The 22215-nt window shown below is 63.4% G+C and carries 27 protein-coding genes and 1 pseudogene; 14 read left to right on the forward strand and 14 right to left on the reverse strand.

The window, feature by feature from the left end; genetic code table 11:
* Window positions 1-43: 43 nt before the first annotated feature.
* The 6 genes from DSD28_RS23720 to DSD28_RS23745 form a co-directional block, all read right to left on the reverse strand.
* Window positions 44-295 (reverse strand): hypothetical protein, encoded by a 252-nt coding sequence (locus DSD28_RS23720; protein WP_119258930.1) that lies wholly within the window; start codon window positions 293-295, stop codon window positions 44-46.
* Between the two features lie 93 nt (window positions 296-388).
* Window positions 389-595 carry a hypothetical protein gene (locus DSD28_RS23725; RefSeq protein WP_119258895.1) on the reverse strand — a complete coding sequence of 69 codons (207 nt, stop codon included), beginning with the start codon at window positions 593-595 and terminating at the stop codon, window positions 389-391.
* A gap of 13 nt (window positions 596-608) precedes the next feature.
* Window positions 609-3167, reverse strand: coding sequence for a head-tail connector protein (locus DSD28_RS26310; RefSeq protein WP_162911531.1), 2559 nt, complete (start codon window positions 3165-3167; stop codon window positions 609-611).
* Window positions 3168-3417: 250 nt separating this feature from the next.
* Complete coding sequence (locus tag DSD28_RS23735; RefSeq protein ID WP_119258897.1) at window positions 3418-4668, reverse strand: phage major capsid protein; 1251 nt, start codon at window positions 4666-4668, stop codon at window positions 3418-3420.
* Between the two features lie 234 nt (window positions 4669-4902).
* Window positions 4903-5559 (reverse strand): hypothetical protein, encoded by a 657-nt coding sequence (locus tag DSD28_RS23740; protein WP_119258898.1) that lies wholly within the window; start codon window positions 5557-5559, stop codon window positions 4903-4905.
* A gap of 452 nt (window positions 5560-6011) precedes the next feature.
* Window positions 6012-6863, reverse strand: coding sequence for a hypothetical protein (locus DSD28_RS23745; RefSeq protein ID WP_119258899.1), 852 nt, complete (start codon window positions 6861-6863; stop codon window positions 6012-6014).
* Window positions 6864-7062: 199 nt separating this feature from the next.
* Here DSD28_RS23745 and DSD28_RS23750 point away from each other — a divergent pair, with 199 nt between their 5' ends.
* From DSD28_RS23750 to DSD28_RS23780, 9 genes are all read left to right on the forward strand, one after another.
* Window positions 7063-7350 carry a hypothetical protein gene (locus tag DSD28_RS23750; RefSeq protein ID WP_432430879.1) on the forward strand — a complete coding sequence of 96 codons (288 nt, stop codon included), beginning with the start codon at window positions 7063-7065 and terminating at the stop codon, window positions 7348-7350.
* A 141-nt stretch (window positions 7351-7491) separates the two neighbouring features.
* Window positions 7492-7695 (forward strand): hypothetical protein, encoded by a 204-nt coding sequence (locus DSD28_RS23755; RefSeq protein ID WP_119258900.1) that lies wholly within the window; start codon window positions 7492-7494, stop codon window positions 7693-7695.
* A gap of 47 nt (window positions 7696-7742) precedes the next feature.
* Window positions 7743-7910: a hypothetical protein gene (locus DSD28_RS26085; RefSeq protein WP_162911532.1), complete on the forward strand. Its 168-nt coding sequence runs from the start codon at window positions 7743-7745 to the stop codon at window positions 7908-7910.
* 113 nt (window positions 7911-8023) lie between these two features.
* A complete protein-coding gene (locus DSD28_RS26090) occupies window positions 8024-8227 on the forward strand; it encodes a hypothetical protein (RefSeq protein WP_162911533.1) in 204 nt (67 codons plus the stop codon).
* A gap of 763 nt (window positions 8228-8990) precedes the next feature.
* The gene (locus DSD28_RS26515) at window positions 8991-9245 is read left to right on the forward strand and encodes a DUF982 domain-containing protein (RefSeq protein WP_119258902.1); all 255 of its coding nucleotides are present in this window, start codon (window positions 8991-8993) and stop codon (window positions 9243-9245) included.
* Window positions 9246-9346: 101 nt separating this feature from the next.
* The gene (locus DSD28_RS23770; RefSeq protein WP_162911534.1) at window positions 9347-10417 is read left to right on the forward strand and encodes a hypothetical protein; all 1071 of its coding nucleotides are present in this window, start codon (window positions 9347-9349) and stop codon (window positions 10415-10417) included.
* Window positions 10404-10733: an STAS-like domain-containing protein gene (locus DSD28_RS23775; protein ID WP_119258904.1), complete on the forward strand. Its 330-nt coding sequence runs from the start codon at window positions 10404-10406 to the stop codon at window positions 10731-10733. The genes DSD28_RS23770 and DSD28_RS23775 overlap by 14 nt, the downstream gene beginning before the upstream one ends.
* Window positions 10734-10748: 15 nt before the next feature.
* On the forward strand, window positions 10749-11219 hold the full coding sequence (locus tag DSD28_RS26095) for a hypothetical protein (RefSeq protein ID WP_162911535.1): 471 nt from the start codon (window positions 10749-10751) through the stop codon (window positions 11217-11219).
* Window positions 11220-11340: 121 nt separating this feature from the next.
* Window positions 11341-11622 carry a sunset domain-containing protein gene (locus DSD28_RS23780; RefSeq protein WP_245424922.1) on the forward strand — a complete coding sequence of 94 codons (282 nt, stop codon included), beginning with the start codon at window positions 11341-11343 and terminating at the stop codon, window positions 11620-11622.
* Window positions 11623-11627: 5 nt separating this feature from the next.
* On the opposite strand, the gene DSD28_RS23785 is transcribed toward DSD28_RS23780, so the two are convergent.
* Window positions 11628-11993, reverse strand: a complete 366-nt coding sequence (locus tag DSD28_RS23785; protein ID WP_119258906.1) for a DUF1515 family protein — start codon at window positions 11991-11993, stop codon at window positions 11628-11630.
* On the reverse strand, window positions 11990-12520 hold the full coding sequence (locus DSD28_RS23790) for a helix-turn-helix domain-containing protein (RefSeq protein WP_162911536.1): 531 nt from the start codon (window positions 12518-12520) through the stop codon (window positions 11990-11992). Before DSD28_RS23790 ends, DSD28_RS23785 begins: the two co-directional genes overlap by 4 nt.
* 38 nt (window positions 12521-12558) lie before the next feature.
* Here DSD28_RS23790 and DSD28_RS23795 point away from each other — a divergent pair, with 38 nt between their 5' ends.
* Window positions 12559-12765 carry a hypothetical protein gene (locus DSD28_RS23795; RefSeq protein WP_119258908.1) on the forward strand — a complete coding sequence of 69 codons (207 nt, stop codon included), beginning with the start codon at window positions 12559-12561 and terminating at the stop codon, window positions 12763-12765.
* Window positions 12766-12803: 38 nt separating this feature from the next.
* Here the strand turns inward: DSD28_RS23795 and DSD28_RS23800 are convergent, their stop codons facing one another.
* The 3 genes and pseudogenes from DSD28_RS23800 to DSD28_RS23810 form a co-directional block, all read right to left on the reverse strand.
* Window positions 12804-13400 carry a glycoside hydrolase family 19 protein gene (locus DSD28_RS23800; RefSeq protein ID WP_119258909.1) on the reverse strand — a complete coding sequence of 199 codons (597 nt, stop codon included), beginning with the start codon at window positions 13398-13400 and terminating at the stop codon, window positions 12804-12806.
* Between the two features lie 11 nt (window positions 13401-13411).
* Window positions 13412-14341, reverse strand: a pseudogene (locus DSD28_RS23805) (terminase large subunit domain-containing protein); the annotation flags it as partial.
* 418 nt (window positions 14342-14759) lie between these two features.
* Window positions 14760-15293 carry a hypothetical protein gene (locus tag DSD28_RS23810; RefSeq protein ID WP_162911537.1) on the reverse strand — a complete coding sequence of 178 codons (534 nt, stop codon included), beginning with the start codon at window positions 15291-15293 and terminating at the stop codon, window positions 14760-14762.
* Window positions 15294-15641: 348 nt separating this feature from the next.
* Here DSD28_RS23810 and DSD28_RS23815 point away from each other — a divergent pair, with 348 nt between their 5' ends.
* On the forward strand, window positions 15642-15971 hold the full coding sequence (locus tag DSD28_RS23815) for an MmcQ/YjbR family DNA-binding protein (RefSeq protein WP_119258912.1): 330 nt from the start codon (window positions 15642-15644) through the stop codon (window positions 15969-15971).
* Window positions 15972-15978: 7 nt separating this feature from the next.
* Here DSD28_RS23815 and DSD28_RS23820 read toward each other — a convergent pair whose 3' ends face one another.
* Window positions 15979-16464: a YcgN family cysteine cluster protein gene (locus tag DSD28_RS23820; RefSeq protein ID WP_119258913.1), complete on the reverse strand. Its 486-nt coding sequence runs from the start codon at window positions 16462-16464 to the stop codon at window positions 15979-15981.
* A 187-nt stretch (window positions 16465-16651) separates the two neighbouring features.
* On the opposite strand from DSD28_RS23820, the gene DSD28_RS23825 reads away from it, so the two are divergent.
* From DSD28_RS23825 to DSD28_RS23835, 3 genes are all read left to right on the forward strand, one after another.
* Entirely contained in the window at window positions 16652-18826 is a 2175-nt protein-coding gene (locus DSD28_RS23825) for a transglycosylase domain-containing protein (RefSeq protein ID WP_119258914.1), read from the forward strand.
* A gap of 187 nt (window positions 18827-19013) precedes the next feature.
* A complete protein-coding gene (locus tag DSD28_RS23830) occupies window positions 19014-19607 on the forward strand; it encodes a DUF1214 domain-containing protein (protein ID WP_119258915.1) in 594 nt (197 codons plus the stop codon).
* Window positions 19600-20154 (forward strand): DUF1254 domain-containing protein, encoded by a 555-nt coding sequence (locus DSD28_RS23835; RefSeq protein ID WP_119258916.1) that lies wholly within the window; start codon window positions 19600-19602, stop codon window positions 20152-20154. The genes DSD28_RS23830 and DSD28_RS23835 overlap by 8 nt, the downstream gene beginning before the upstream one ends.
* Window positions 20155-20186: 32 nt before the next feature.
* Here DSD28_RS23835 and DSD28_RS23840 read toward each other — a convergent pair whose 3' ends face one another.
* Both DSD28_RS23840 and DSD28_RS26100 read right to left on the reverse strand, forming a co-directional pair.
* Entirely contained in the window at window positions 20187-20375 is a 189-nt protein-coding gene (locus tag DSD28_RS23840) for a hypothetical protein (RefSeq protein ID WP_119258917.1), read from the reverse strand.
* Between the two features lie 1131 nt (window positions 20376-21506).
* Window positions 21507-22215: hypothetical protein (locus tag DSD28_RS26100; protein ID WP_205536232.1), on the reverse strand; the 709-nt coding region annotated here is incomplete at its 5' end.

The raw sequence follows: 22215 nt of genomic DNA on the forward strand, positions 1-22215 counted from the left end.
CCCCGTCTCCATTCCATCGCCGGGCAAGGTAGCCCGGCGGCCCTTACATCGGCACGCGCACCGTCACCTTGCGCGGGCGGGCATTGCCATTGCCGGGCACCAGCACGGTCACCACGCAGCTATTGCCATCCGGCTTGGCGGACAGAAGCTCGCCGCCGGTCTGGGCCACCACCTGCGCGGCCGCGCTGCTGCAATCGCCGCCTACCGCGACGACATCCCGCCGCGCGCCCGTTTCGACGGGCGCCGGGAGCATCAGGCTGGCCGCAAGCGCGGATATGAGAAGTGGCGAGGCCATGAACATACTTTCAGATGCGGATCGGTGTGATGCAAGCAATAAACGATCCACGCTGAATGGCAAATGAATGCGGGCCGGGGTTGGAAATGCCGCCTAGTGCACGCGCCGGCTCGCCGAAATCCGGCCGATCAGCGCCACGAGGCCGCCGACCACGCCCACCGCCGCGACGAGGAGATCCGCAAGCTCGGCCTCGTCGCCGGCCGTCACCTCGACCCCGGCGGCATGGGCGAGCGAGGCGAGAATCGCGACAAGCGCGCCCCAGACGGTGCGCGACCGGTACCAGGCTTTCACGTCGTTCATGGCTTTTCCTTTCCTAGAGGATGAGTGTCGCCTCGGCCGGCAGGCCGAGCGGCACCGCGCGGCCGAGCTGGCGCACGCGGATGGAGAGCGAGCCCTGCAGCACGCCGAAATCGGCCAGCTCGTCGGCGGCCGGATAGGTGTAGGCGGGGACCGGGGTCTCGACGCTGCGCAGCACCGTTCCGCCCGAGAGAATGTCGAGCCGGTAGGCCTCGGCCGGCTCGTCGAGCGGGATTTCGGCGGCGAGCCAGCTATCCGAATCGATCCGCCCGCGCCGTATCCACGAGAAGCGCGCCACGCCGTCGAGCCCGCGCCGGCCGCGAAGGTGCACGGGCGAGAGCGGCGTCAAGGCCCGCTGCCCGCCGGCAAAGGCGAACGGCCCGACCTGCCCTTCGGAAACGCCGACCGCATCGACGATCCAGTTGGTAAGCCGCCCGATCTCCTCCACGTCGAGGCCGAGCGGGCGCACGGCATCGTCGAGCACCACGACCTGCGCCCCTTCGGCATGGCCGGACACCATGGCGTCCTCCGTGCCGCAAAGCGCGCGCAAAAGTCCCGTCAGCCGCCAGCGGCCCGGCGCGATTTCGCTCGCGGTGCGGAAGGCGACGATTTCCCACGCGCCGTTTGCGCCCTCAACGGCGAGGCGGTTGCTACCGTTCAGCACGCTCACCGTGTCCACGGAGGAGAGCCCGCCCGTGGGCAGGTCGAGAAGGATCGCCCGGTCCGGGTCGAAGCGCCCGACGACGCCCGCGCCAAGCGGCTCGGCCAGCTCGCCGATCCGCGCCGGCCGGTCGAGCCGCACGCGGATGCGGTAGCCTTCGCTGGTTTCCGAGCTGGAGACGACCATGGAGCGCCACGGCCGCGCATAGGCGGCGATGGAGGCGAAATCCTGTGCTTCGCCCGAGCCGAGGACCGGCAAATCGAGAAGGGCGATGACGGGCGATAAGGCATCCGCCGGCCCCGCCCCGTTGACCGGCTTGTTGCCGCCGCCGACCACCAGCGGCGCTGCGCTCTCGCCCGCCGCCAGCCCACGCGCCTCCACCTCGCGCACGAGGCCGTCCGTGATGCCGGTGATGAGGAAGCGTCCGGAAGGCCCCTCCGCCAGCCGCACCACGTCGCCGGGCGTGAAGCCGAGCGCCGTCGGCGGCAGGCGGAAGGTGACGCGGCGCTGGCCGGAGCGATGGTCGCGCAGCGCGGTTTCCACGCTCGTGGTCGCCGCGCCCGCATGCAGCACGGCCGGCAGCGAGATGCGCAGCACCCGGTCCGTATCGCCCGCCATGCGGCGGGAGCGCGTGGTGACGCGCGGATGGGCGCTCGTCTCGTCGAAATGGTCCAGGATCGCCTCGCCGGCAAGATCGCTGATATGGCCGCGCGTCTCCTCGAAGAGCGCCTCGTCCGGCCGTTCGGCGAGCACGTCGAGCCGGGCCGCCGGCAGGGCGGATTTCAGCCGCGAGCGGAAGGTGAGCCTGCCGTTCGCCTCCAGCGCATCGATCTGGAAGGCCTCCATCAGCGGCTCGACCAGCCCGCGCGCCGAGGCCTGCTCGCCCTGCACGAGGCCCGGCAGGTCGCCCACCACGCCCGAAACGTCGAAATCGGCAAAGCCGTTGTCGGTCAGGATGGCAGCGATGACGTCGGCGACGGTGCCCGCACCGAGCCGGCCGTTCAGCCAGTGCCCGCGCTGCCAGTTGATGCCGTCCGCCCAGAGCGCGGTGTTTTCGGGGAAGGCCGGATAGGGCCGCGCGTCCCAGGTCCACAGGAACATGCGGCGGGATCGACCATGCCCGCCTCCGGCCCCGCGCCCTGCCACCAGTCGTGATGGGCGTCGAGGAAGCGGCGCTGCATGGAATCGCTGCGCGCGCCGCCGGAATGGTGCGGCGGCGTGTTCTCGATGCTCTTCGGGTCGAGGAAGGTCTGCGGCTGGTTGGCGCCCTTGTCGATGGCCGGGCAGCCGAGCCGCTCCAGAACGAGGCAGGCATTCAGCCGGCCGGGATCGATGAGCGCACCCATCACAGCCTCGCAGGCGCCAGGGCGCGACGAGCCGGTCGTAGCCCTCCGGCACCGCCCCCGGCTGGTCTTCGGCGGCGAGCACGCCGCGCAGCTCGAACATCACGGCTACATGCAGCAGCAGCGCCCGCTTCAGCGTATCCGGCACATCCGCGCCGCTATCGCCGAAGCCGGCGGTGAAATCGATCTCGATGCCGTTCATCGCCCGCGCCGTCGCCGGCCTTTCGGGCAGGATGAGCCGGGCCGGCCGCGCCGCGCCGTCGAGCACGTAGCCGGCCGTATTCACGTCGACCGGCGCGCCGAAATCGTCGTAGACCGTCAGCATTTCAATGGCTTGCACCGGCCCCCTGGCAATCTGAATCACCCTGCCCTCCGGCCAGTCGTCGAGATAGAGCCGCAGCAGCCGCGCGATCAGGCAAAGCCCCGTCTCGGCCTCCAGATGTTCGCGCGCCGCGCGGACCAGCGCCGCCAGCATCGCATCCTCGCCGTCCGTGTCGAGGCGCAGATGCGCCTTCACCTCGGCGAGCGTGACCGGCTCCACGGCCGGCGGCATGAGTTCGGCAATGGTCATGGCAATCCTGTCCGATGGAGGAAATGCGGGCGCGGCCGGGAGGAAAACCGCGCCCGCTGCACCGGCGGCAGGGAACGCCCGCCGGTGCGAGAGAAAAAGAAACAGAAGAAAGTCCCCCTCTGCCTGCCGGCATCTCCCCCACAAGGGGGAGAAAGATGGAGGCTTGCTCATCGTTCAAAGTGGAATGCAGGGGGCGCGGCGCGGTAAGCCCCTCCCCCTTGTGGGGAGGGGTTGGGGAGGGGTCTTGCCCTCAGCTCGCCGCGAACTTCACCAGCTTGATCGCCTCGAAATTCTGCACCCCGCCGCCGACGCGCTTGGTGGTGTAGAACAGCACATAGGGCTTGGCCGAATAGGGATCGCGCAGCACGCGAACGCCCGTGCGGTCGACGACGAGATAGCCGGCGCGGAAATCGCCGAAAGCGATGGAGAAGCTGTCGGCCGCCACATCCGGCATGTCCTCGGCCTCGGCGATGGCAAAGCCCATCAGCGAGGCTGCCTGGCCGGGCGTTGCCGGCGGGCGCCAGAGATAGTTACCGTCGGCGTCCTTGAACTTGCGGATGGCGCTCTGCGTCTTGCGGTTCATGACGAAGCTGGCATTCTGCCGGTGCCCCGCTTTCAGCGCATAGATCGTGTCGATCAGCGTGTCGGACGGCCCGCTCGCCTTGAAGGCCCCGGCCGTGCCCGTGGCGATATAGCCGATATTGCCCCAGCTCCAGCCGCTGTCGGCGACATTGGTATAGCTGAGGAACCCCTTCGGCTTGTTGGTGCCGTCGCCGGAGACGAAGGCCGTGCCCTCCTGCTCGCCGAAGACGATGTCCACCTCCGAGGCGATCCAGCTTTCCACGTCCACCGCCGCGTCGTCGAGCAGCGCCGCCGTCGCCGCAGGCATGGCGTAGAGCTCCATGGTCGGGAAGGAGAGCTCGGCGAGCTGCGCCGCGTTGGTCTGCGGCCGCGAGGCCGTCTCCGCCACCCAGCCGCAGGCCATGCCGGAGGTCGCGAAGGGCTTCTTCAGCACCGCGCCGGAGACCTGCCGCACCGTCGCCAGCGCCCGGATCGGCGAAGCGGCGGAAAGCCTCCGGCCGATCTCCGTATCGGTCTCCGGCGGCACGAGATAGCCGCCGTCCGCCGCCGAGCCGACCGACATGGCCTTGCCCTCCAGCGCCCGAAGCGCGCTCTCGTCGCCCCGGCGCATATAGGCGGAAAAGGCCGCCTTGTGCTCGGCCGCCTCGGGCGAGCCCTCGCCGGCACCGCCCAGCGCCGGGCGGGCCTTCTTCAGCGCCAGCCCGTCGAGCACGCGCTTGTGCTCGTCCATGGCGCGGTTGATGCGGTCCACCTTGTCGCGCGTCACCACGTCGGCGGTCAGCTTCTGCTCGATCTCGCCGAGCCGGCGGTCGTTCGTCTCCTTGAAGGCCTCGAAGGCCTCCATGAAATCGTCGAAGGCGGCGGTCATCGTTTCCGGCACGGCCTTGGTCTCCGGCGCGGTCTTCGTCCTCTGCGTCATGCCTGGTATCTCCTGTTAGCGTTTCATCATCCGGGCCGCCCGGCGCATGGTGCGCACGAGCTCCGTTTCCCGGTCGCGGAACGCTTGAAATCAGGTTTTCCGAATATTTTACAGCTAGTTATGCGCTCTTATTGAAAGCCCAATCCCGCTTCCTATCCACCTTTAAATGAACGGTATCGGAGCAAAAAAAGACATAAAAAAAGCCCGACCACCGAAGGCGGCCGGGCTGGTTGGTCAGGTGTTCATGGCTGCGCTGGCACCGCGAGAGATCGCGCATTCTATAATGGCCAGCGAGGCTTGAAGCACGTCGCGGGTGGAAAGCAGTCCTTCAATGAACCGCACCGCTACATTCTCGCCGTCTTCGGTCTTAGCCTCCGCCATGTTGGCCATGGCCTCAATTACTTCAACCTTGGTCCGGGTCAGCAAGACGCTAGCCATCCGAACCGTGACCAGCGTCATCATCCACCGTTCCCTGTCCGGAAGAATTTCGAGGAGGTCGCTTTGCCACGGTTCGAAGTCTATTGCGGCGATCTCCTCCCACGTCGGTTCGCTGTCTGTCTCTACCGCGCCAGACGGTGCTGAGACGTGCCCCATTTCCGCGTGATCGCCATACATAAATCCAGAGGGTGTGGGGTGGCGCTCGGCAGCGGCGAGGCTCGGCTCATCATCGGCATAGTCCGCTTCGCGGCAGTCACCGGCATCCTCTTCGCGTTCGCTTGTGTCGTGATCGAAGCCAGCGAGATAGGGCTCGAAATCGGGGTCGCCTTCCATAGCGTCGAGCATGTCGATAAGCCGCTCGATTGACGTCGCGATGGCAGCGCGAGGTGTCGTTTCGGGCAGCACGAAAAACAGCGTACCGTCACGCCGCTGGATGTCAGGGTAGTGTTCCATGGTTGTCTCTCGGTTCGACCGGATTTCTACGTCCGGGGAGCAACGGGCTTTCTACGACGCGATGCTCCTAGCGCCGGTGGCAGACCGGCGGCCGGGGGGTAGAAACCTGCCGAGAGACAGGCAGCACGATTTTAAGGTTTCCCTCTGGACATAGCGCACTCCCCCGGCCTACAAAGGTCGGGTTCGGCGCGCACGCCAATGCGCAGCCAAGCGATTTTGACCCCGCCAAGGGTCTCACGCTGTCAGCAGCCATCGACGCCAATCGATGCCCTGCCTATCTCGGTCCGGGTTTCTACGCCCACGGACAACTTGCCTGATTTGAAGCCGACATTCAAGCACACCCTCGCCAAAGGGTGGATGCTTGTGCTTTGACTCTAGTATGGGTCGGGCAAGAATATCTTGCCCGACGACGCACACAGATATTCGGACGTGGCTGCCAGTCCCAGCGAGAACTATGCGGCTCGCAACGCACCACGCCTTTTCTTGCACTTTCGGTACCAGATGATGGCGAGGGCGCGCCAAAGTGGCACTTTGTGCGTGGCGCCGAATAGCTTTGCTTCCTCTTCTGCAGTGTACAACAAGTCAATAATGGCGGACGTCAAATCATCAGCCGTGATGTGCTCTGCATACTCATTATCGGTCAGCAGCATTTCGGCCGCTTTGATTTGAGAGGCAGTTATCGGGCCACGTTCAGCATTGGCAATCGTCTCAAGTACCTGCCTAGCGACGATCCGTCCGCGACGCGCAATAAGTGCCTCGATCTGTTTGACCGCGATGGTCTGGCGCGATCCATCTCCCGTGTAAGAATTCGGATTCTTTAAAAGCTTTACGTTGGACGCCGTGCAGGTCAATTCCAAGGTCAACGCGTCCTCGTCCGCAGCGGCGATTGCAGCTTGATGGAGTTGCAGATTCGTAACGCGCAACGACTGTGTGTTTTGGCCGATAAAGGCTTTCGCCTGGGCCGCCGTGTCCTCCGCCTCCACAATCATGACCGGGATCTCAGGAATGTTCGGGTTCGATGCTGCAGCGATGGCGGTATGCTGGCCATCAAGCACCTTGAGAACCGTCGCACCCTCATGTTCTGCATAGGCGCAAATCGGCGGCTTAAACTTTGCCCAATCAAATTCTTCAATCATGCGCCGTATCTGGGAGAGGCCCCTCTCGCCAATACTGCGCTGGTATGCAGGATCGACAAATAGGTCGGTGGGCTTGATAAATTCGAAGATCGGCGTTCCGGTGGGTGGCACGCCCGGAGCGAGTCCACTGATACTGACCGGCGTAATAGCTCGCACGTTGTCTTGCATTTCCTCTCCTCTCTAAGTTTCAACGAGAGGCTATGCGCATGACCTTCTAGGCGTCCAAGCGGGATCGATATCGTGCTTTCTCCGCAGATAACATCCACATGCTCCGCCCCACTTTGAACCGATACCTGGAACAAGTCAGCGACCGCCCTACAGCCTCAGATAGATATTCTTTGATCGAAGCACAATTCTGGGGGATACAATGAAATTCAAATACATCGCTGCCGCGCTCGCCGCGGCTGTTGCGACTTCCTGCGCAAAACGGCCTGATGCAATCGTGCCTGCCGACATTCCCATGGCCGCCTATGCCGGTCAAACCTGCCCTGCCCTTCAAACGGAACTCGCAAAGGAAAAGGCAGCTCTATCCGCAGTTTCGAAGCAGCAATACGTCGCAGAAAATGGCGACGCCTTCGGCGTGTTTGATCGGCTTGCCAATGTCGAGCACATTTGGCGGCGACAGGGAGGACAGGCTGCCGCGGCCAAGGACTAGGCTCCAATGGGCGCCGGTTTCACCCGCCGCGACCAGCCTCAGCACGAGTGGGCGTGAAAGAGATGGACATAATAGAAGATGCTTGGGAAGGTAGTGTCGACGGCCATCTTGCTCTAATCGCCGGGACCGCGGGAGCCGCATATGTTCTCAACAGGTGTTGAACGCGCATTCCAGAAATTCGCTGCAGAGAAAGAGTTGACGCGCGACGAGGCGCTGGCATTCATCGTGCGCGACTGGCTGATGGGGCAAAGTCTCCACTCGCTGGACGACGACCTAGACCAGGAGGAAATACAAGCATCCCTCCTGACGAACTTGAACGAAGGCGCTGGCCAAGATCGGCGCTGAAGTCCGAAAGTGAACTCCATCCTGCAGGAGCATTAACGGAGGGAAAGATGAAGTTGGCGCCGAAGATTGAAGACGCCTTGGACCGCTTTGCCTTGGAGCAGGACCTCACGCGCGAGGAGGCGCTTGCGGTTATCGCTGAGGACTGGTTGATCGGGCAAGGGTATCTCCGCGCGGATGAGGGTGATGAGGAGACAACAGAGCCGGTTCAAAACTGAGCTTGATGCGTGCGACAGGCTTCTTGTTGGCCCTGAGTTCCTAATGATGGATTTACGGAGTTGCTAAGCCGACAAAACTAACGCAACGTTCGCCGCGATTTGGAGAGCACGTCATGGCACATCGTACTAAAGATGAAGCTCAGTTGCGGATGGCGATGGGCGTTGCGCGCGTTGCCATGCGCCAAGGCCTCGAACCGTCAGAAGGCGTGAAACTGCTCAGAGAGTATTTTACCACCGTACAGGCGTTAGAGAGCTCTCCTCCGGCCGGAGCTTGTCAGCAGTCAGAAGTGACGAGAACGCGCCGCCTTTCCGAATAGCCCTAGACCTACCGGGTTTTCGTTCGAACCTCCGCCTTCACCATGCCGCAGTCTATCTGGTCGGAATGCAACATGGCCATCTCGATCATGTACGCGAGTTGCCAATCGCTGGCCTCCGCCTGTGACCGGAGTTCACGCAACATCTGCGTGATGTAGCTTCCGGATTTCCTTCCCGTTGTGCCTACGCTCGCTACGAGCGATTGTTTGGGCCGTGCGTCCATGTTGAACCCCCTCAACGTTACAATTTGCAACTCAAACGATAGCTCAGCATTAAGATCAGACAATTCGGACAAATAAACGATGAGTTTTCACACGCGATAATTGGAGAATTTTACTCAACACAACCCGCCATCCGCGCTCCGCCAATGGAACCTTATCCCAATTTGCTGGTTTGTAGCGATCCGCGCATGTCCCGAGCGGATGTTGGAAGAGACGAGCCTTCCAGGCATTGCGAGGGTTCGTCTCTTTTTTTCGCCTGAGACTTTCGGACCCGTGTCGGCGGCCATTAAAAAGGGTATCTGCTTACGGCTTTCCTCGCTTCGCAGAACATGCCATCTGTAGCCGCCCGAAAGGGCGCGGGTGCCTTGGGAGAGCCAAAGTCTTCAAGGCGCAGGTCCGGGGGCTTGTTTGGCGGCGCAGCTCCCCTGTTGCGCCGCCGCCCGTCGGAACAATTCTCTCTCGCGCTCGTTCTGAAACGCCACTCTACTTAGTTCAGCCTTTGCCCCGCCTCGTGCGGGGCGCTTTGTATAGCGTGAGGTGTGAGATGGCCATTGGCAGATGGAACGAGCCCGTCACATTCGAAACCCAGCGGCTCGGTCAATATCGGACGATCGCGAGCGCCGAGGAGGCTGCACGGGCCCTACTCACGGATTGGCCAGCTGATTCTGGCCATGCCTTCATGAAGGCGCAGAAGCGCTTGTATAGCCGTGCTGGAGAGACGCAAGGCCCGGAAGCTGCGAGAAAAGCATTCCTGGCCGCCGAGGAAGAGGCAGGTGTGTTTGTACGGACGGCGACTTGATTCGGACTACCGCTCGACAACCCCAGATCGATTTTCTTGCTCACAGATCAAAAAACCCGCTAAGGTTTAGGCATTATAGGGATCTGGGCAAAACGTGAAGAATGAAAAGAATCGCACCTTCTAGGATCGCAATGCTTGCAAGGATTGGAGAGAAGCGCTGGAAGCTATGCTTGAGGCGCAAAGGCAGAACCCGCCTACCACCAAGCCCCGAAATCCGCGTTTCTGCTCCACAGGTTCTTAGCTTTCAACAAGCTTACGGCCCTACTGTCGCATTCCTTGATGCATTTAGAGATGCGGTGCTCACGCGCCGCTCCTCTTTGCAGCGTCTCTATATCGATCTGAAACCCATAAAAATGCTTTCAGTCCCCGTCGCTATCGTCTTAGCTGCAGAGTTCCACCGTTGGAAACTAATGAAAAACATTCGTCTCCGCGTGAGGGAATCACATCTGTGGGCTCCGACTGTTCGGAACCTTTTGTCTGATTTGGGGGTTTTTCAGTTGCTCGGCATTAAGCCGGTAACTGACGAAATTGGTGAGGACAATTTTACTCTCGCCCCACTTATGTCTGGACAGAAGACCGATGGAGAGAAAATAGCCATGCTCCAAGAGAGATTTCGCAGCGTCTTGGATGGCTTTACAAATAATCCAGAGATGTTTGCGGGCCTCATGGAAGCAGCAGAGAACGCGATTGCTCACGCATATCCTCCTAACTACGTGCCGCGCCACGCTTTTGCGGGGCATCGTTGGTGGGCCGCCGGCTGTTTGGATATGAAAAGGGCCGCATTACGATTTTTCGTTTTTGACCAGGGGGCGGGGATTCCTCATACGTTGCCAACCGCCACCTTCTACGAGCATGTTAGAGCCCGAATTGCTTCAGCATTTGGAGAGATGTTCCCGAACGATTCCATTATGTTGAAGGCCGCGTTAGAGGTTGGACGCACACGCACTGGCGACGATCATAGAGGGCTAGGCCTTCAGCGCATGAGTGATGTGGTAACCGGTTCAACGGACGGTTATCTGCGAATCTTGAGTGGCAGAGGCGAAATAGTGTATCATGCTGACGAGACCATTGAGGCGCGCGACCATGACCGCTCGATCGGAGGTACGCTCATCGAATGGAATGTCAGCGCAGACGTATTCCGTAGTCAGGAAGATTCCGATGAGAACGATTAGCATCGCTGACGATTTTACGAAGTACCCTGGTGGGCGCTACCGTAAACATGGAAAAGGCAGTGGGGAGGAATTCCGCGATGATTACCTCGTCCCAGCGATAAAAAACGAGGAACAGCTTATAATCGTGCTCGACGGCACAGCTGGGTATTCCTCCTCATTCCTAGAGGAGGCATTCGGTGGGCTTATTCGCCGCGGGTTCCAGCGTGAGAAACTGCGCCAGCTTCTTCGCTTCAAAGCAGAGGGCGCCTTCAAAACTTACGAAAATATGATCTGGAAGTTCGTTGATGCGACCAAGCCGGAAGCTGTAGCCCACTGAACCGCGCTCAATAATATGGAAGCGTTCTGGACTATCGTATTAGCTGGAATCGGCGCGTTCATCGCGAATTTTGGTGCGAAATACGTTGAGACATTATTTCAGCGGAGCAAAAATTCAGAGGACCAGCGGAATTCTGATTTGCAGGATTTGATTGCTGCGGCTCGATCCCTTGGTGAGATGTCTGAAAGATTTTGGGTGAAAGGGGCATCAGACCTGGGAATGGAAGGACAGGTTCTGCGTTCTCAGATGATTGCCCAACAGCACAATATTGCCGAACTCGTTGAAACGCTTTTCACAAGCCCAATCAAATGGGACTGTGATGTGAAAGTGCATGCATTAATCGAGCACGCCACTGGTGGTGATTTCTGGGAACCCGACCGTGAAGCCGACCCAGGGAGGCTTACTGCTATTTTAGTAGCGGTTCATGGCCTAGTGCACGCAGCAAAAGCGGGCCGTCGAAAAATGCGGCACAACTGGCTGGCGTAGCAGAGACTTTCATGAATGGCAGACCATCGCATTCGTTGGGATTTCAAACCCGCCCTCCCCGGTAAGCTTTTCGTGCGGCGCCTACAACTTTATGTAATGCTGAAACCGACAGATAACACCCGTGGGCTATCACGCCGGAATGAGCAACTTCACCTATCTCGTCATCGGCGCGTCGGTCGCAAGCTTTCTGGCTACGGGCGGATATGCCCTCGTCCCACGCGAGATTTACGACCCGAGTTGCAACATCAAGGGCAATGTCTCCTACAACGGCGGCCAGCGGATATATCACGTTCCAGGCCAGCATTATTATGACGCGACCCGCATCAGCTACATGGATGGAGAGCGGTGGTTTTGTTCGGAAGCTGAGGCTCAAGCCGCCGGCTGGAGGCGAGCTGGCTACTAATGCGACTATCGTCCAGTCAGAAGAGTGCCGATGCGCTTGAGAGCGTCGGCGAATGAAACCCCGAGGGCGATGCCGCCAACTCCCATCATGCCGAGAGCACCCATGCCAAGGAGCTTCCAGCGTCGGACCTCGTCCGTGACGGGCTTCATGTCCTTCACATCTTTCTCCAGCCCTGCGACCGTTGTCTGAACTTCGCCCACCGTGCCGACAACCTCGTCGATGCGGCTATGCATCTTCGCGCGGCTGGCGTCGGATTTGTCGTCCGAACGCTGGAGCTTGTCCTCGATGCGGCGTAGATCTTCCTGAATTGCCCGCTGGCTGGCGATTAGCTCGCCCATTTGCTGGCGCAGCGCACCATCATCCGCCGTCATTTCCTGCACCCCGCGTCCTGCTGGCATTGCCGATTGTTCGAATTGATCGCCGGCCCGGCCGTGGCGTCGTCTGCCGCCCAGCGAGCCGCCTGCGCGTCGGAGATGGCAGCAAGCTTTTCGGCCGTGACGCGCAGGCGATAGAAGTTCGTGGCCGTCTTTCCGCGCCGGTAGACCTCCAGCCATCCGGCGGCGACAATCTGCCTGATCACCCTCTCCACCGTGCGGGAGCAAACCCCGATCTCGTCGGCGATGGTCTGCTGCGATGGATCGCAACGGCTGGTTTCGAAATTCAGGCAATCGACCAGATACGAGAGCAGGATCTTGGCCGTTCGCGTCATGCGCCGGTCGCGATCCTTTCTCGCCCAAGCGACGAACGCCGCCTTCGACGAGGTGAATTCCGCGTGCAGCCGCCGGTAGCGCTCATGGAAATCGCGCGGCCACTGCTTCTTGTTGGCGGGAAGCCGGCGCAACTGTTCGCGCATGTCGTCCGGCAAAAGCACGATGTAGTGGAAGCCGTCTTTTTCCATCATTGGCGGGCGCCCTTCATAAATTCGCAGATCAGCCGTTGGACCGCGAAGAGCCCGTCACGCTGATGGATGTCGTTGAGGTCGTCGCCGACGGCCGGAGGGAGGAGGTACGGAACGCGGCTGCGGCGGGCGTAGAATTCGCCGGCACCGATGCCGCCGAACTGCTCGATGGGCTTGTCGTGGTCGGTGGCGATGAAGGCGCGCCCCTGCGCGTTCTTGGCGACGATCTCGACGTTCGCCGCTGAGAAGCAGCAGACGACCGACGCATTGAGCCGCAGCGCCTTCAGGGCAACGCCCGCCCATAGCCGGCAATCCGCTCCGCCCGGTCCAGCCCGTTGACGATCCGCCGCGCGCCCACCCAGTCCGAACCGCTGCCCGAAAAATGATCCCCCAGCCGCCGCCCTGTGAAGACGCCCTGCAGCATGCCCGCAAACAGGATCTCCACCGATACCGCCAGTTCCATCGCCCGTTCCGGCCGCGCGACGAGGTCGACGCCCGTCAGTGCCGAAAGCCGCTCGTAATTCCGCCTGTGCGTAATCTGCACCAACCCGCGCCCGAGCCAGCTCTTGCCGTCCGCGTCCCGCCGCCAATAGGGCGCGGAGACCTGCGGCAGACGCCCCTCGGAAAAGGCCCGGTCGAGGTTCGCGATGGCCGCCGCGTCGCTCGCGGCGAAGGTCTCGCGGACCGGCTGCATGCGCCCGCCCGTCTCGTGATGGGCCGTCGCCAGCATATAGGCGAGGAAGCGGCGGTCGTCCGTCTCGCCGCCCCGCTCGAAGCGGTCGAGGAGCGCCGTCATGCCGCGCACCTGGCCGCGCGCCAACCGCCCGCCGTAGAGCGTCCCGCGCACGGCATCGAAGAAGACCTTGCGGTCGATATCCATCGTCAGATCCCTCGTACCACCGCGCCCGCCCAGCCCGCCGGGCTCGCGCCCGTCACCGATCCGTCGGCCAGCACCACCGCCCGGCCCTCGCCGTCGAGCCCCGCCACCACGATGCCGCAGACGGAAGCCGCCGACGCCGTCGCTGGCGGATCGACCGCCACGACGATGCGCGACAGCGGCCCCGGCTGGCGCAGGCGGATCGCCTCCAGCCGCGCCCTCGTCCACAGCGCGTCCTCGCGGTCGGCGATCAGCTCGCCGTCGAGCTCCTGCCGCCCGAGCCGCGTGCCGCCGTAGCGGCCGGCCATGGCGGAAAGGAAGCCCGGCGAGAGGTTCCTGGCATTGTCGGCTGTCGCGATGCGCCGCACCGCCGTTGCCGGATCGGCGGCGAGCGCCCGCAGCAGCGGCACCGGGCGCGGCGTCGTCGTCACCAGCACGCGCGGAGCGTCGCCGAGGCGCAGGCCGAATTGCAGCATGTCCCAGGTCTCCTGCGCGTGCTTCCATTTGCCGAGCTCGTCGCACCAGCCGAAATGGAATTGCGGCCCGCGCAGGCTTTCCGGATCCTCCGAGGAGAAGATCTGCCCGATGGACCCGTTCGGCCAGACGAGCCGGCGGCGCGAGGCCTCGAAGTCCGGCCGGAAACGCCGCGCTATGCGGCAGATGCCCGACACGCCGTCGATCATCACCTCGCGCGCATCACCGAGCGTTTCGGCCACCAGCGCGATGCGGCTTTCCGGCCGCGCCAGCGCCAGCGCATGCACCCATTCGGCTCCCGCCCGCGTCTTGCCCGAGCCGCGCCCGCCCATCAAAAGCCAGACCCGCCAGTCGCCCGGCGGGGGCGTCTGTGCGGTGCGGCAGGTGAAGTGCCAGCCGCGGAGCTGGTGCAGGGAGCGGGGGACACGCCGTTCGTTTGAAGACGAAGGTACATCGGGCGAGCCCCTCATCCCGCTGCCGCGACCTTCTCCCCGCAAGCGGGGAGAAGGGAGGGATGCCGGGGTTTGCGCTCCATCAGACGTGATTTCGTAGGAGGGCGCGTCGGGCGAGCCCCTCATCCCCCTGCCGGGACCTTCTCCCCGCAGGCGGGGAGAAGGGTGGGATGCCAGGGTTTCCTTCCCATCGGTCGTTGCCGGAGGATGAGGCATGTCCCCGATCCCCTTCTCCCCGCTTGCGGGGAGAAGGTCCCGGCAGGGGGATGAGGGGCAATCTTTACCGACCGCCCCTCGCCGCCCCAGCCCCGCCTCCAGCGCATCGCCCGCTTCCGCCAGTGCCGCCCGTCGTTCCTCGATCATCCTCAAGCCCGCGGCCGCCGCCTTCACAGTCCTGTCCAGCTTCTTGCGCGCCGCCCGGCAGGCCAGACGCTCCCTACGGCCCGCCTTCCATGGCCGCGGCAGCATCGCCGCCAGCCCCGGCTTCCCGCATCCATTCCTGTTTCGCGGCATGCACCCGCTCCTCCACGCGCTCTTCCACGAGCCGGTCGAATTCCTTGATCAGCGCCGCCTCGTCGTCCTCTCCGCCGGCTTCCGCCTCGGCGCGACCGGCGATCAGCGTGCGCTGCAGGCTGTCGATCTTCTCCAGCGTGCGCACGATCAGCGAGACGGCCTCGATGGCCGCCTTGGCGTCGGTCTGGGCCAGCTTGCGCGCGGCCTCGTCGCCGGCATCGTCCGCGTCGCGCTCGGCCAGCACCTTCTGGCTCTGGAAGCGCTGGAAGCGTTCGCGCAGCTCCTTGGTCATTTCGAGAAGCATGGCCTGCATGTCGAGGAAGGGATCGCCCGGCGCTTCCGCCTTGGTGTCGAGCACCGGCGCCGCACCGCTCTCGAGGCCCGCGCCCTTTGCCGAAAGCCCATCATAGACCGCCCATTCCGGCAGGATGCCGTAAAGGTCGAGTTCGATCGTCATATCCGTTTCCATCGCAAGGCCCGAAAATGAAAAGGCGCCCGGTCCGAAAGGAACGAGCGCCTGCCAAAATCTCATCCGAGCACCCCCGCCTCTCTCCGAAAGCGGATATGCCCCATCACCAGGGTTTCTGTACAATCCCGAGGCGCAACGCGCCGTGGCGGAACTGTCCTGGCCGGCCACGGGCGGCCATCGCCGAACCTCCAGCCTCCGGAAAGCCCGGCGAACCCGCCGCCCGCACCTTTCCGACCATGACATAACCCTACCAAACGACCGTGACGCCGTCAAGGACTATTTTCCTATTCTGGCCGAAAACTTTTCCAAGGGGCCGTTCGGTGCTATCCTACGGCCATGATATCCGACGACCTCATCACGATGGCGCTCGGCATGCCGGGAGCGCGGGAAAGCGCCCATTTTGGGAAGCGGGACTTCCGGGTGGGCGAGAAGGTGTTCATGACCCTGCCCGAGCCCGGCCGCGCGGTCCTGAAGTTCACGCGGGACCAGCAATCGCTGGTGCTGGAGACCGATCCCGGCCTCTGCGCGCCGGTGCCCGGCGGCTGGGGACAGAAGGGCTGGACCTCGCTCTATTTCGACGATGCGGACGGCGAGCGGGTGCGCGCGCTGATCGGCACCGCCTGGCGCAATGTCGCGCCGAAGAAGCTCGCCGCCAGCCTCCATTGACGGGCGGCTACTTGCCCTCGCCCACTTCCAGCGGCCACGTCACGAGGTAGTCCTCGTAGTCGTCGATGTCGATGCCCTCCTCGCTGACGGTGCGCCCGCGCGCGGAGATGCCGGCCTGGTGCACGGTGTCGGGATCGCCGGAGACGAGCGGGTGCCACCAGTAGAGGTCGTGGCCGTCGCGGATGAGGCGGTAGCCGCAGGTCGGCGGCAGCCAGGAGATTTCGGCGACGCTCTCCACCGTCAGGCGGATGCAGTCGGGCACGGTCGCCTGCCGGTTCTCGTAGTCCGAGCAGCGACAGCTCTCTCCGTCGAGCAGCACGCAGCGGATGGAGGTCCAGGCGATCTCGCCGGTATCCCAGTCCTCCAGCTTGTTGAGGCAACAGAGCCCGCAGCCGTCGCACAGGCTCTCCCACTCCGCGTCGTTCATCTCGGCAAGCGTCTTGGTCTTCCAGAACGGCAGGTCGCCGGGCTTTTCCGCAGTATCGGTCGTCATGCCCGACCCCTGAACCCCTTGCGGCCAAAGGTCAAGGCCCTTACCCCCGCGCCCTTCCCCGCAAAATCCGTTCTGTTGTCGTCAAAAGGCTGATATCGTGGCCGAATAAACCGCTGGTGACAGGACGTTAACCAGACCCGGGCAGGCTGCGGGCCGTCCCGTCACCCATCCCGTCACAAGGTATGCGATCGTGGAAGACGACAGCCAGAAGCCCGAAAAACCCCGCCGCCGCAAGCGGCACATCTTCCTGCGCATCGATTCCTGGATCGACTCCACGGTCTGGAACGCCGGCTTTCGCGCGGCGGAGATCTGGGAGGAGATCACCATCTTCTCCCGCCGCTTTCACGTCAAAGGCTGGAAGAAGGCCGCCTTCGAGGTCGCCGGCGAGGGCATGAACCTTGGCAGCGCCGGTTTCGTGCTGCTGCTGGCGCTGGCGCTGCCCGCCTTCGAGGAGACCAAGGGCGACTGGCGCAACCAGAGCGACTTCGCCGTCACCTTCCTCGACCGCTACGGTAACGAGATCGGCCATCGCGGCATCATCCACGAGGATTCCGTTCCCATCGACGAATTGCCGGACCACCTGATCAAGGCGGTGCTGGCGACGGAGGACCGCCGCTTCTTCACCCATTTCGGCATCGACTTCCTCGGCCTTGCCCGCGCCATGAACGAGAACGCGCGCGCCGGCGGCGTCGTGCAGGGCGGCTCCACCCTCACCCAGCAGCTCGCCAAGAACCTGTTCCTCTCCAACGAGCGCACCATCGAGCGCAAGATCAAGGAGGCGTTCCTGGCGCTGTGGCTGGAGGCGAACCTTTCCAAGAAGGAAATCCTGCGGCTCTATCTCGACCGCGCCTATATGGGCGGCGGCACCTTCGGGGTGGCGGCGGCCGCGCAGTTCTATTTCGGCAAGAACGTGACGGATGTGAACCTTGCTGAATCCGCCATGCTGGCCGGCCTCTTCAAGGCGCCCGCCCGCTATGCCCCGCATGTCAACCTGCCGGCGGCGCGCGCCCGCGCCAACGAGGTGCTGAGCAACCTCGTGCAGGGCGGCCTGATGACCGAGGGCCAGGTGATCGCCGCGCGGCGCAATCCGGCGAGCGTCATCGACCGCAACGAGAAGACCGCGCCGGACTTCTTCCTCGACTGGGCCTTCGACGAGGTGCAGCGCATCGCAAGGCCCTTCGCCCAGCATTCGCTCATCGTGCGCACGACCATCGACATGGGCCTGCAGGCCGCCGCCGAGGAGGCCATCGAGAGCGGCCTTCGCCAGTATGGCGAGAGCTACCGCGTCAAGCAGGGCGCGCTGGTGATGATGGAGAACGGCGGGGCGGTGCGCGCCATGGTGGGCGGGCGCGACTATGGCGAAAGCCAGTTCAACCGCGCCACCCGGGCGCTCCGCCAGCCGGGCTCCTCCTTCAAGGCCTATACCTATGCCGCCGCCATGGAGGCCGGCATGACGCCGGAGACGACCATCGTCGACGCGCCGATCAGCTGGGGCGGCTGGTCGCCGCAGAACTACGGCCGCAGCTATGCCGGCCGCATCACGCTGATGACCGCCATGGCGAAATCCATCAACACCGTGCCGGTGCGCCTTGCCAAGGACAAGCTCGGCACCAAGCGCATCGCGGAGATGGCCAAGGAAATGGGTGTGGAAACGCCGCTGCGCACCGACAAGACCATGCCGCTCGGCACCTCGGAGCTGACCGTGCTCGACCAGGCGACGGCCTATGGCGTCTTTCCCGCCGACGGCATGCAGTCGCGCCGCCACGGCATCAGCCAGATCCTCAACTACGACGGCAAGATCCTCTACGATTTCGGCCGCGACGAGGTGCCGGCAAGGCGGGTGCTCTCCGAACAGGCGAACAGCTCGATGAACCGAATCTTCGTCACCATCCCGGTCAACGGCACGGCGCGGCGCGGCGCGCTCGACCGCGGCATCGTCTCGGGCGGCAAGACGGGCACGACGCAGGCCTATCGCGACGCCTGGTATGTCGGCTTCACCGGCAACTACACGGCCGCCGTCTGGTTCGGCAACGACGACTATACCTCGACCAACAACATGACGGGCGGCTCGCTGCCGGCCATGACCTTCAAGCGGCTGATGGACTATGCCCATCAGGGCATCGAGCTTCGCCCCATTCCCGGCATCGAAAATCCGCTGCCGGACGGCAAGAAGGCCACCGAGACCGCCAAGGCGCCGAGCGACGACAATCCGCTGCCCGCGCTCGTTCGTCCCCGTTCGCTCTCCTCCGAGGTCACCCGGCTCCTGAAGGACATCGCCCGGCAGCTCGGCGAGGCAACGCCCCTGAAGGCCGATGGCCGCGTGGCCGCGCTTGACGGGGCTTCCGTGAAGCGGACAGAGTGACGGATAGAGCGTTTCCGCGTTTCTCCGAATCGCAAAAACGCTCTATCTCTTCGTTTCGACGCAGTTCCGGACGCAAGACCGCTTCGCACTTCTGCCGGAATTGCTTTTTGTTTTCGTTTGTCTTGTCGGGAAAACCGGGGTCCACTTTCCCTGACAAACTCCAGCTTACTCCAACGGTCCGATCGTCTTGTTCCGCACGCCCCTCGTCATCGCCACAGCGCTCGCCGTCGCCTTCGGCCTCGGCATCCTGAGCTCGATCTATGCCCTCAGGGCAACGGTCGGCTTCGGCGCCATCACGCTCGGGCCGTGGACGGCCTTCCCGGCGGCGCAGACCGTGGATGCCGACCCCTATGCCAAGGCGCACCGCGCGCGCGATGGAAAGCTGCTGCTCGGCGGGGCGGAGGGCCTCGTCTTCACCGCCGCGACGGACAGCGACCGCCGCACCCTGGTCGAGAACTGCCGCTACGAGATCACCGGCATCACCCCGCCAGCCCGCCTGTGGACGCTGCATGCGACGGACGCACGCGGCAATCCGCTCGCCGGCGCGCGGCCGGACCTGCCGACGGGCATCAACGCCTGGTCGGTGCTGCGCGGCGCCGACGGCGACTTCTCGATCGATATCGCCTCCTCCGCCATGCCCGGCAATTGGCTCGCCGTGCCGGAGGGCCGGGCCTCGTTCCTGCTCGTCATGACCCTCCTCGACACGCCGACGGCCGGCAGCTCCGGCGTCATCGACCTTGCCATGCCCGGCATCAAGCGGCTGGACTGCGCCGATGCGTAGCTTCCTCTACGCCATTGCCATCGGCCTGATCGGCGCGGCGCTGCTGCATATCGTCATCATCCTCTCGCTGCCGAGCTTTACCGGCCGCGACGCCTATACGCGCGTGCAGAGCCTCGGCGAGGCGAACCGCTTCTACAAGCTGGCGGAAAAGCCCGGCGACACGCTGGCGCCGATCAACGACGACCCGGCGATGGAGACCTCCGTCTGCACTTTTTCGGTCGAGAACGGCCCGATCCGCCTCTATGCGGAAGGCAACGTGCCCTTCTGGTCGCTCGCCGTCTATGACGAGGCCTCAAACGAGGTCTTCAGCATGAACGACCGCACGTCGGTCTCGGGCGCGCTCGATACGCTGATCGCGACGCCCATCCAGCTCATCGGCATCCGCAAGGCGGTGCCGCCGGAACTGGAGCAGTCAATCCTCGTGGAGATGCGGGGAGAGGAAGGCTATGCGGTGCTGCGCACCTTCGTGCCGACGGAGAGCCGGCGGAAAGCCGCCGACGGCTTTCTTGCAGACGCAAGCTGCGAGCCCTTCACGCCCGACCAGTAGGCGCGGGCGAGCATCGACAGCCCAGGGCCGCTTCAGGGCCGGCGGGCCGTATCCTGGGCGCCGCGCTTTGCGGTCTTGCCGCGGGGCGCGATCATGGCCGGCGTCAGGCGCTCGTAGCGCACGCCGGTAAAAAGAAGGATCTTTGCCGGCGCCTCCGGGCGGGCGGCCTCGCGCCGCGGCATTCGCGTGCGCCATTCGCTCATTCGTACCACGTCTGCCATTCTCGCCTCCAAGAGAAGAATCGAGACGGATGAAGTACTCCTACAAATCTCACCCTGCCCGTTTGAACGGGCCGGTGCCTCCGGTTCCGTCACCCGGACGCGGCAGGAGCGCATCGTCATCCCTGTCGCATACGGGTGGAAAACGGCGATACGGGACCAGAAGTTTCCCTTTCACGGGAATGTGTCTGGCGGCCGTCCGGTATCCGGAACATCGCACCTTTCCCTGCCGAAGCGGCGCGCCCGAGGGCGGATCCCGCTTCCTGGTCGAATCATAGCACGTCTTTCAAGAGAGACGAGCCGATCCATGTCCCCAGAAATAGCGGTGATCGGGTTAACAGCCTGTTAAGAATAAGCAGGAACGCATCTTCGCGCTGTTTCGCAGGGAACAGAACCCCGCCAAAACCCCTCTTCCCGGCCGCGTCCGGGACCGTAGTGAGTCGGGAAAGCCGCCGTTTTTCGTTCGAGATTCCGGCACGATTTCCATCCGCCTCCAGCTCTCCATCCAAAAACATTACAATAGTCTAATTTAGATATACATTGAATCAAGACCCCTTCACAGCTTTTCGGTGGCGGACGGGCCGGACAGGTTCTCCGCCCGTTAACATTGCTATATATTATATATTTTTAATTTAATATATTAAGGGAAAATACGTGGAATAATGCGCGCCGCGCCCGAAGATAGACATGAAAAAGTGCACCCTAATATTTATAGTAAAAAAGATAATCCAAAAAATATTTCATGACTTTTTCATAGTAAAAATTCCATTTCCTTTTTAGCAACTCCTGATTAAGAAATTGAATTTTCCATTAAAGGTGGCTAATGTAACGTTAACGCCACACGAAATAGAAGGCGGCGCTCCTCATTACCAAGCAACACTGAGAGGATTAGTCATGTTTTCGCGTAGAATCCTATTCTCCGCAACTACAGTTGCGGCCTGCGTTGGCCTTTATGCTTTCAATGCCGACGCCCAGACAACACGGCAGGACCGTGCTGAAAGCGCCTGCGAAGCAGCCCTCGCCTCCGGCGATATGGCCGCATTGCGGCAGGTACAGCGGCGTTTCAAGAATGAACTGACGGCTTGCACCGCCTTAGCGACAACCTTCGTCACCCTTCCTGAAAGCAGCGGCGGTTCATTCGCCGGCCGCCTTGCCACCCCCGGCAACAATGGCGACGATGGTGACGGCGATGGCGACGGCGGCGGTAACGGCGGCGGTCATCATGGTCATCACGGTGGCCATCACGGCCACCACGGTGGCAATGGCGGCCACGGCGGCCATGGCGGTCACCATGGTGGCCACCACGGCGGTAATGGCGACGGCGATGGCCACGGAAACGGGCATGGGCATGGCGGCGGCGGTAACGGCGGCGGCGGCGGCAATGGCGGCCACGGCGGCGACAACCACGGCGGCAATGGCGGTGGCGGCGGTAACGGCGGCCACGGCGGTAACAACCATGGCGGCAACGGCGGTGGCGGCGGTAACGGCGGCAACGGCGGCAACAACCATGGCGGTAACGGCGGTGGTGGCGGTAACGGCGGCCACGGCGGTGACAACCACGGCGGCAATGGCGGTGGCGGCGGTAACGGCGGCAATGGCGGCAGCCAGGGCGGCGGTAACGGTGGCGGCGGCGGCAACGGCGGCAATGGCGGAAACCAGGGCGGCGGTAACGGCGGCGGCGGCGGTAACGGCGGCAATGGCGGCAGCCAGGGCGGCGGTAACGGTGGCGGCGGCGGCAACGGCGGCAATGGCGGCAGCCAGGGCGGCGGTAACGGTGGCGGCGGCGGCAACGGCGGCAATGGCGGCAGCCAGGGCGGCGGTAATGGCGGCGGCGGCGGCAACG

The organism is Shinella zoogloeoides, from assembly GCF_003574625.1.
Taxonomy (GTDB): domain Bacteria; phylum Pseudomonadota; class Alphaproteobacteria; order Rhizobiales; family Rhizobiaceae; genus Shinella; species Shinella zoogloeoides_A.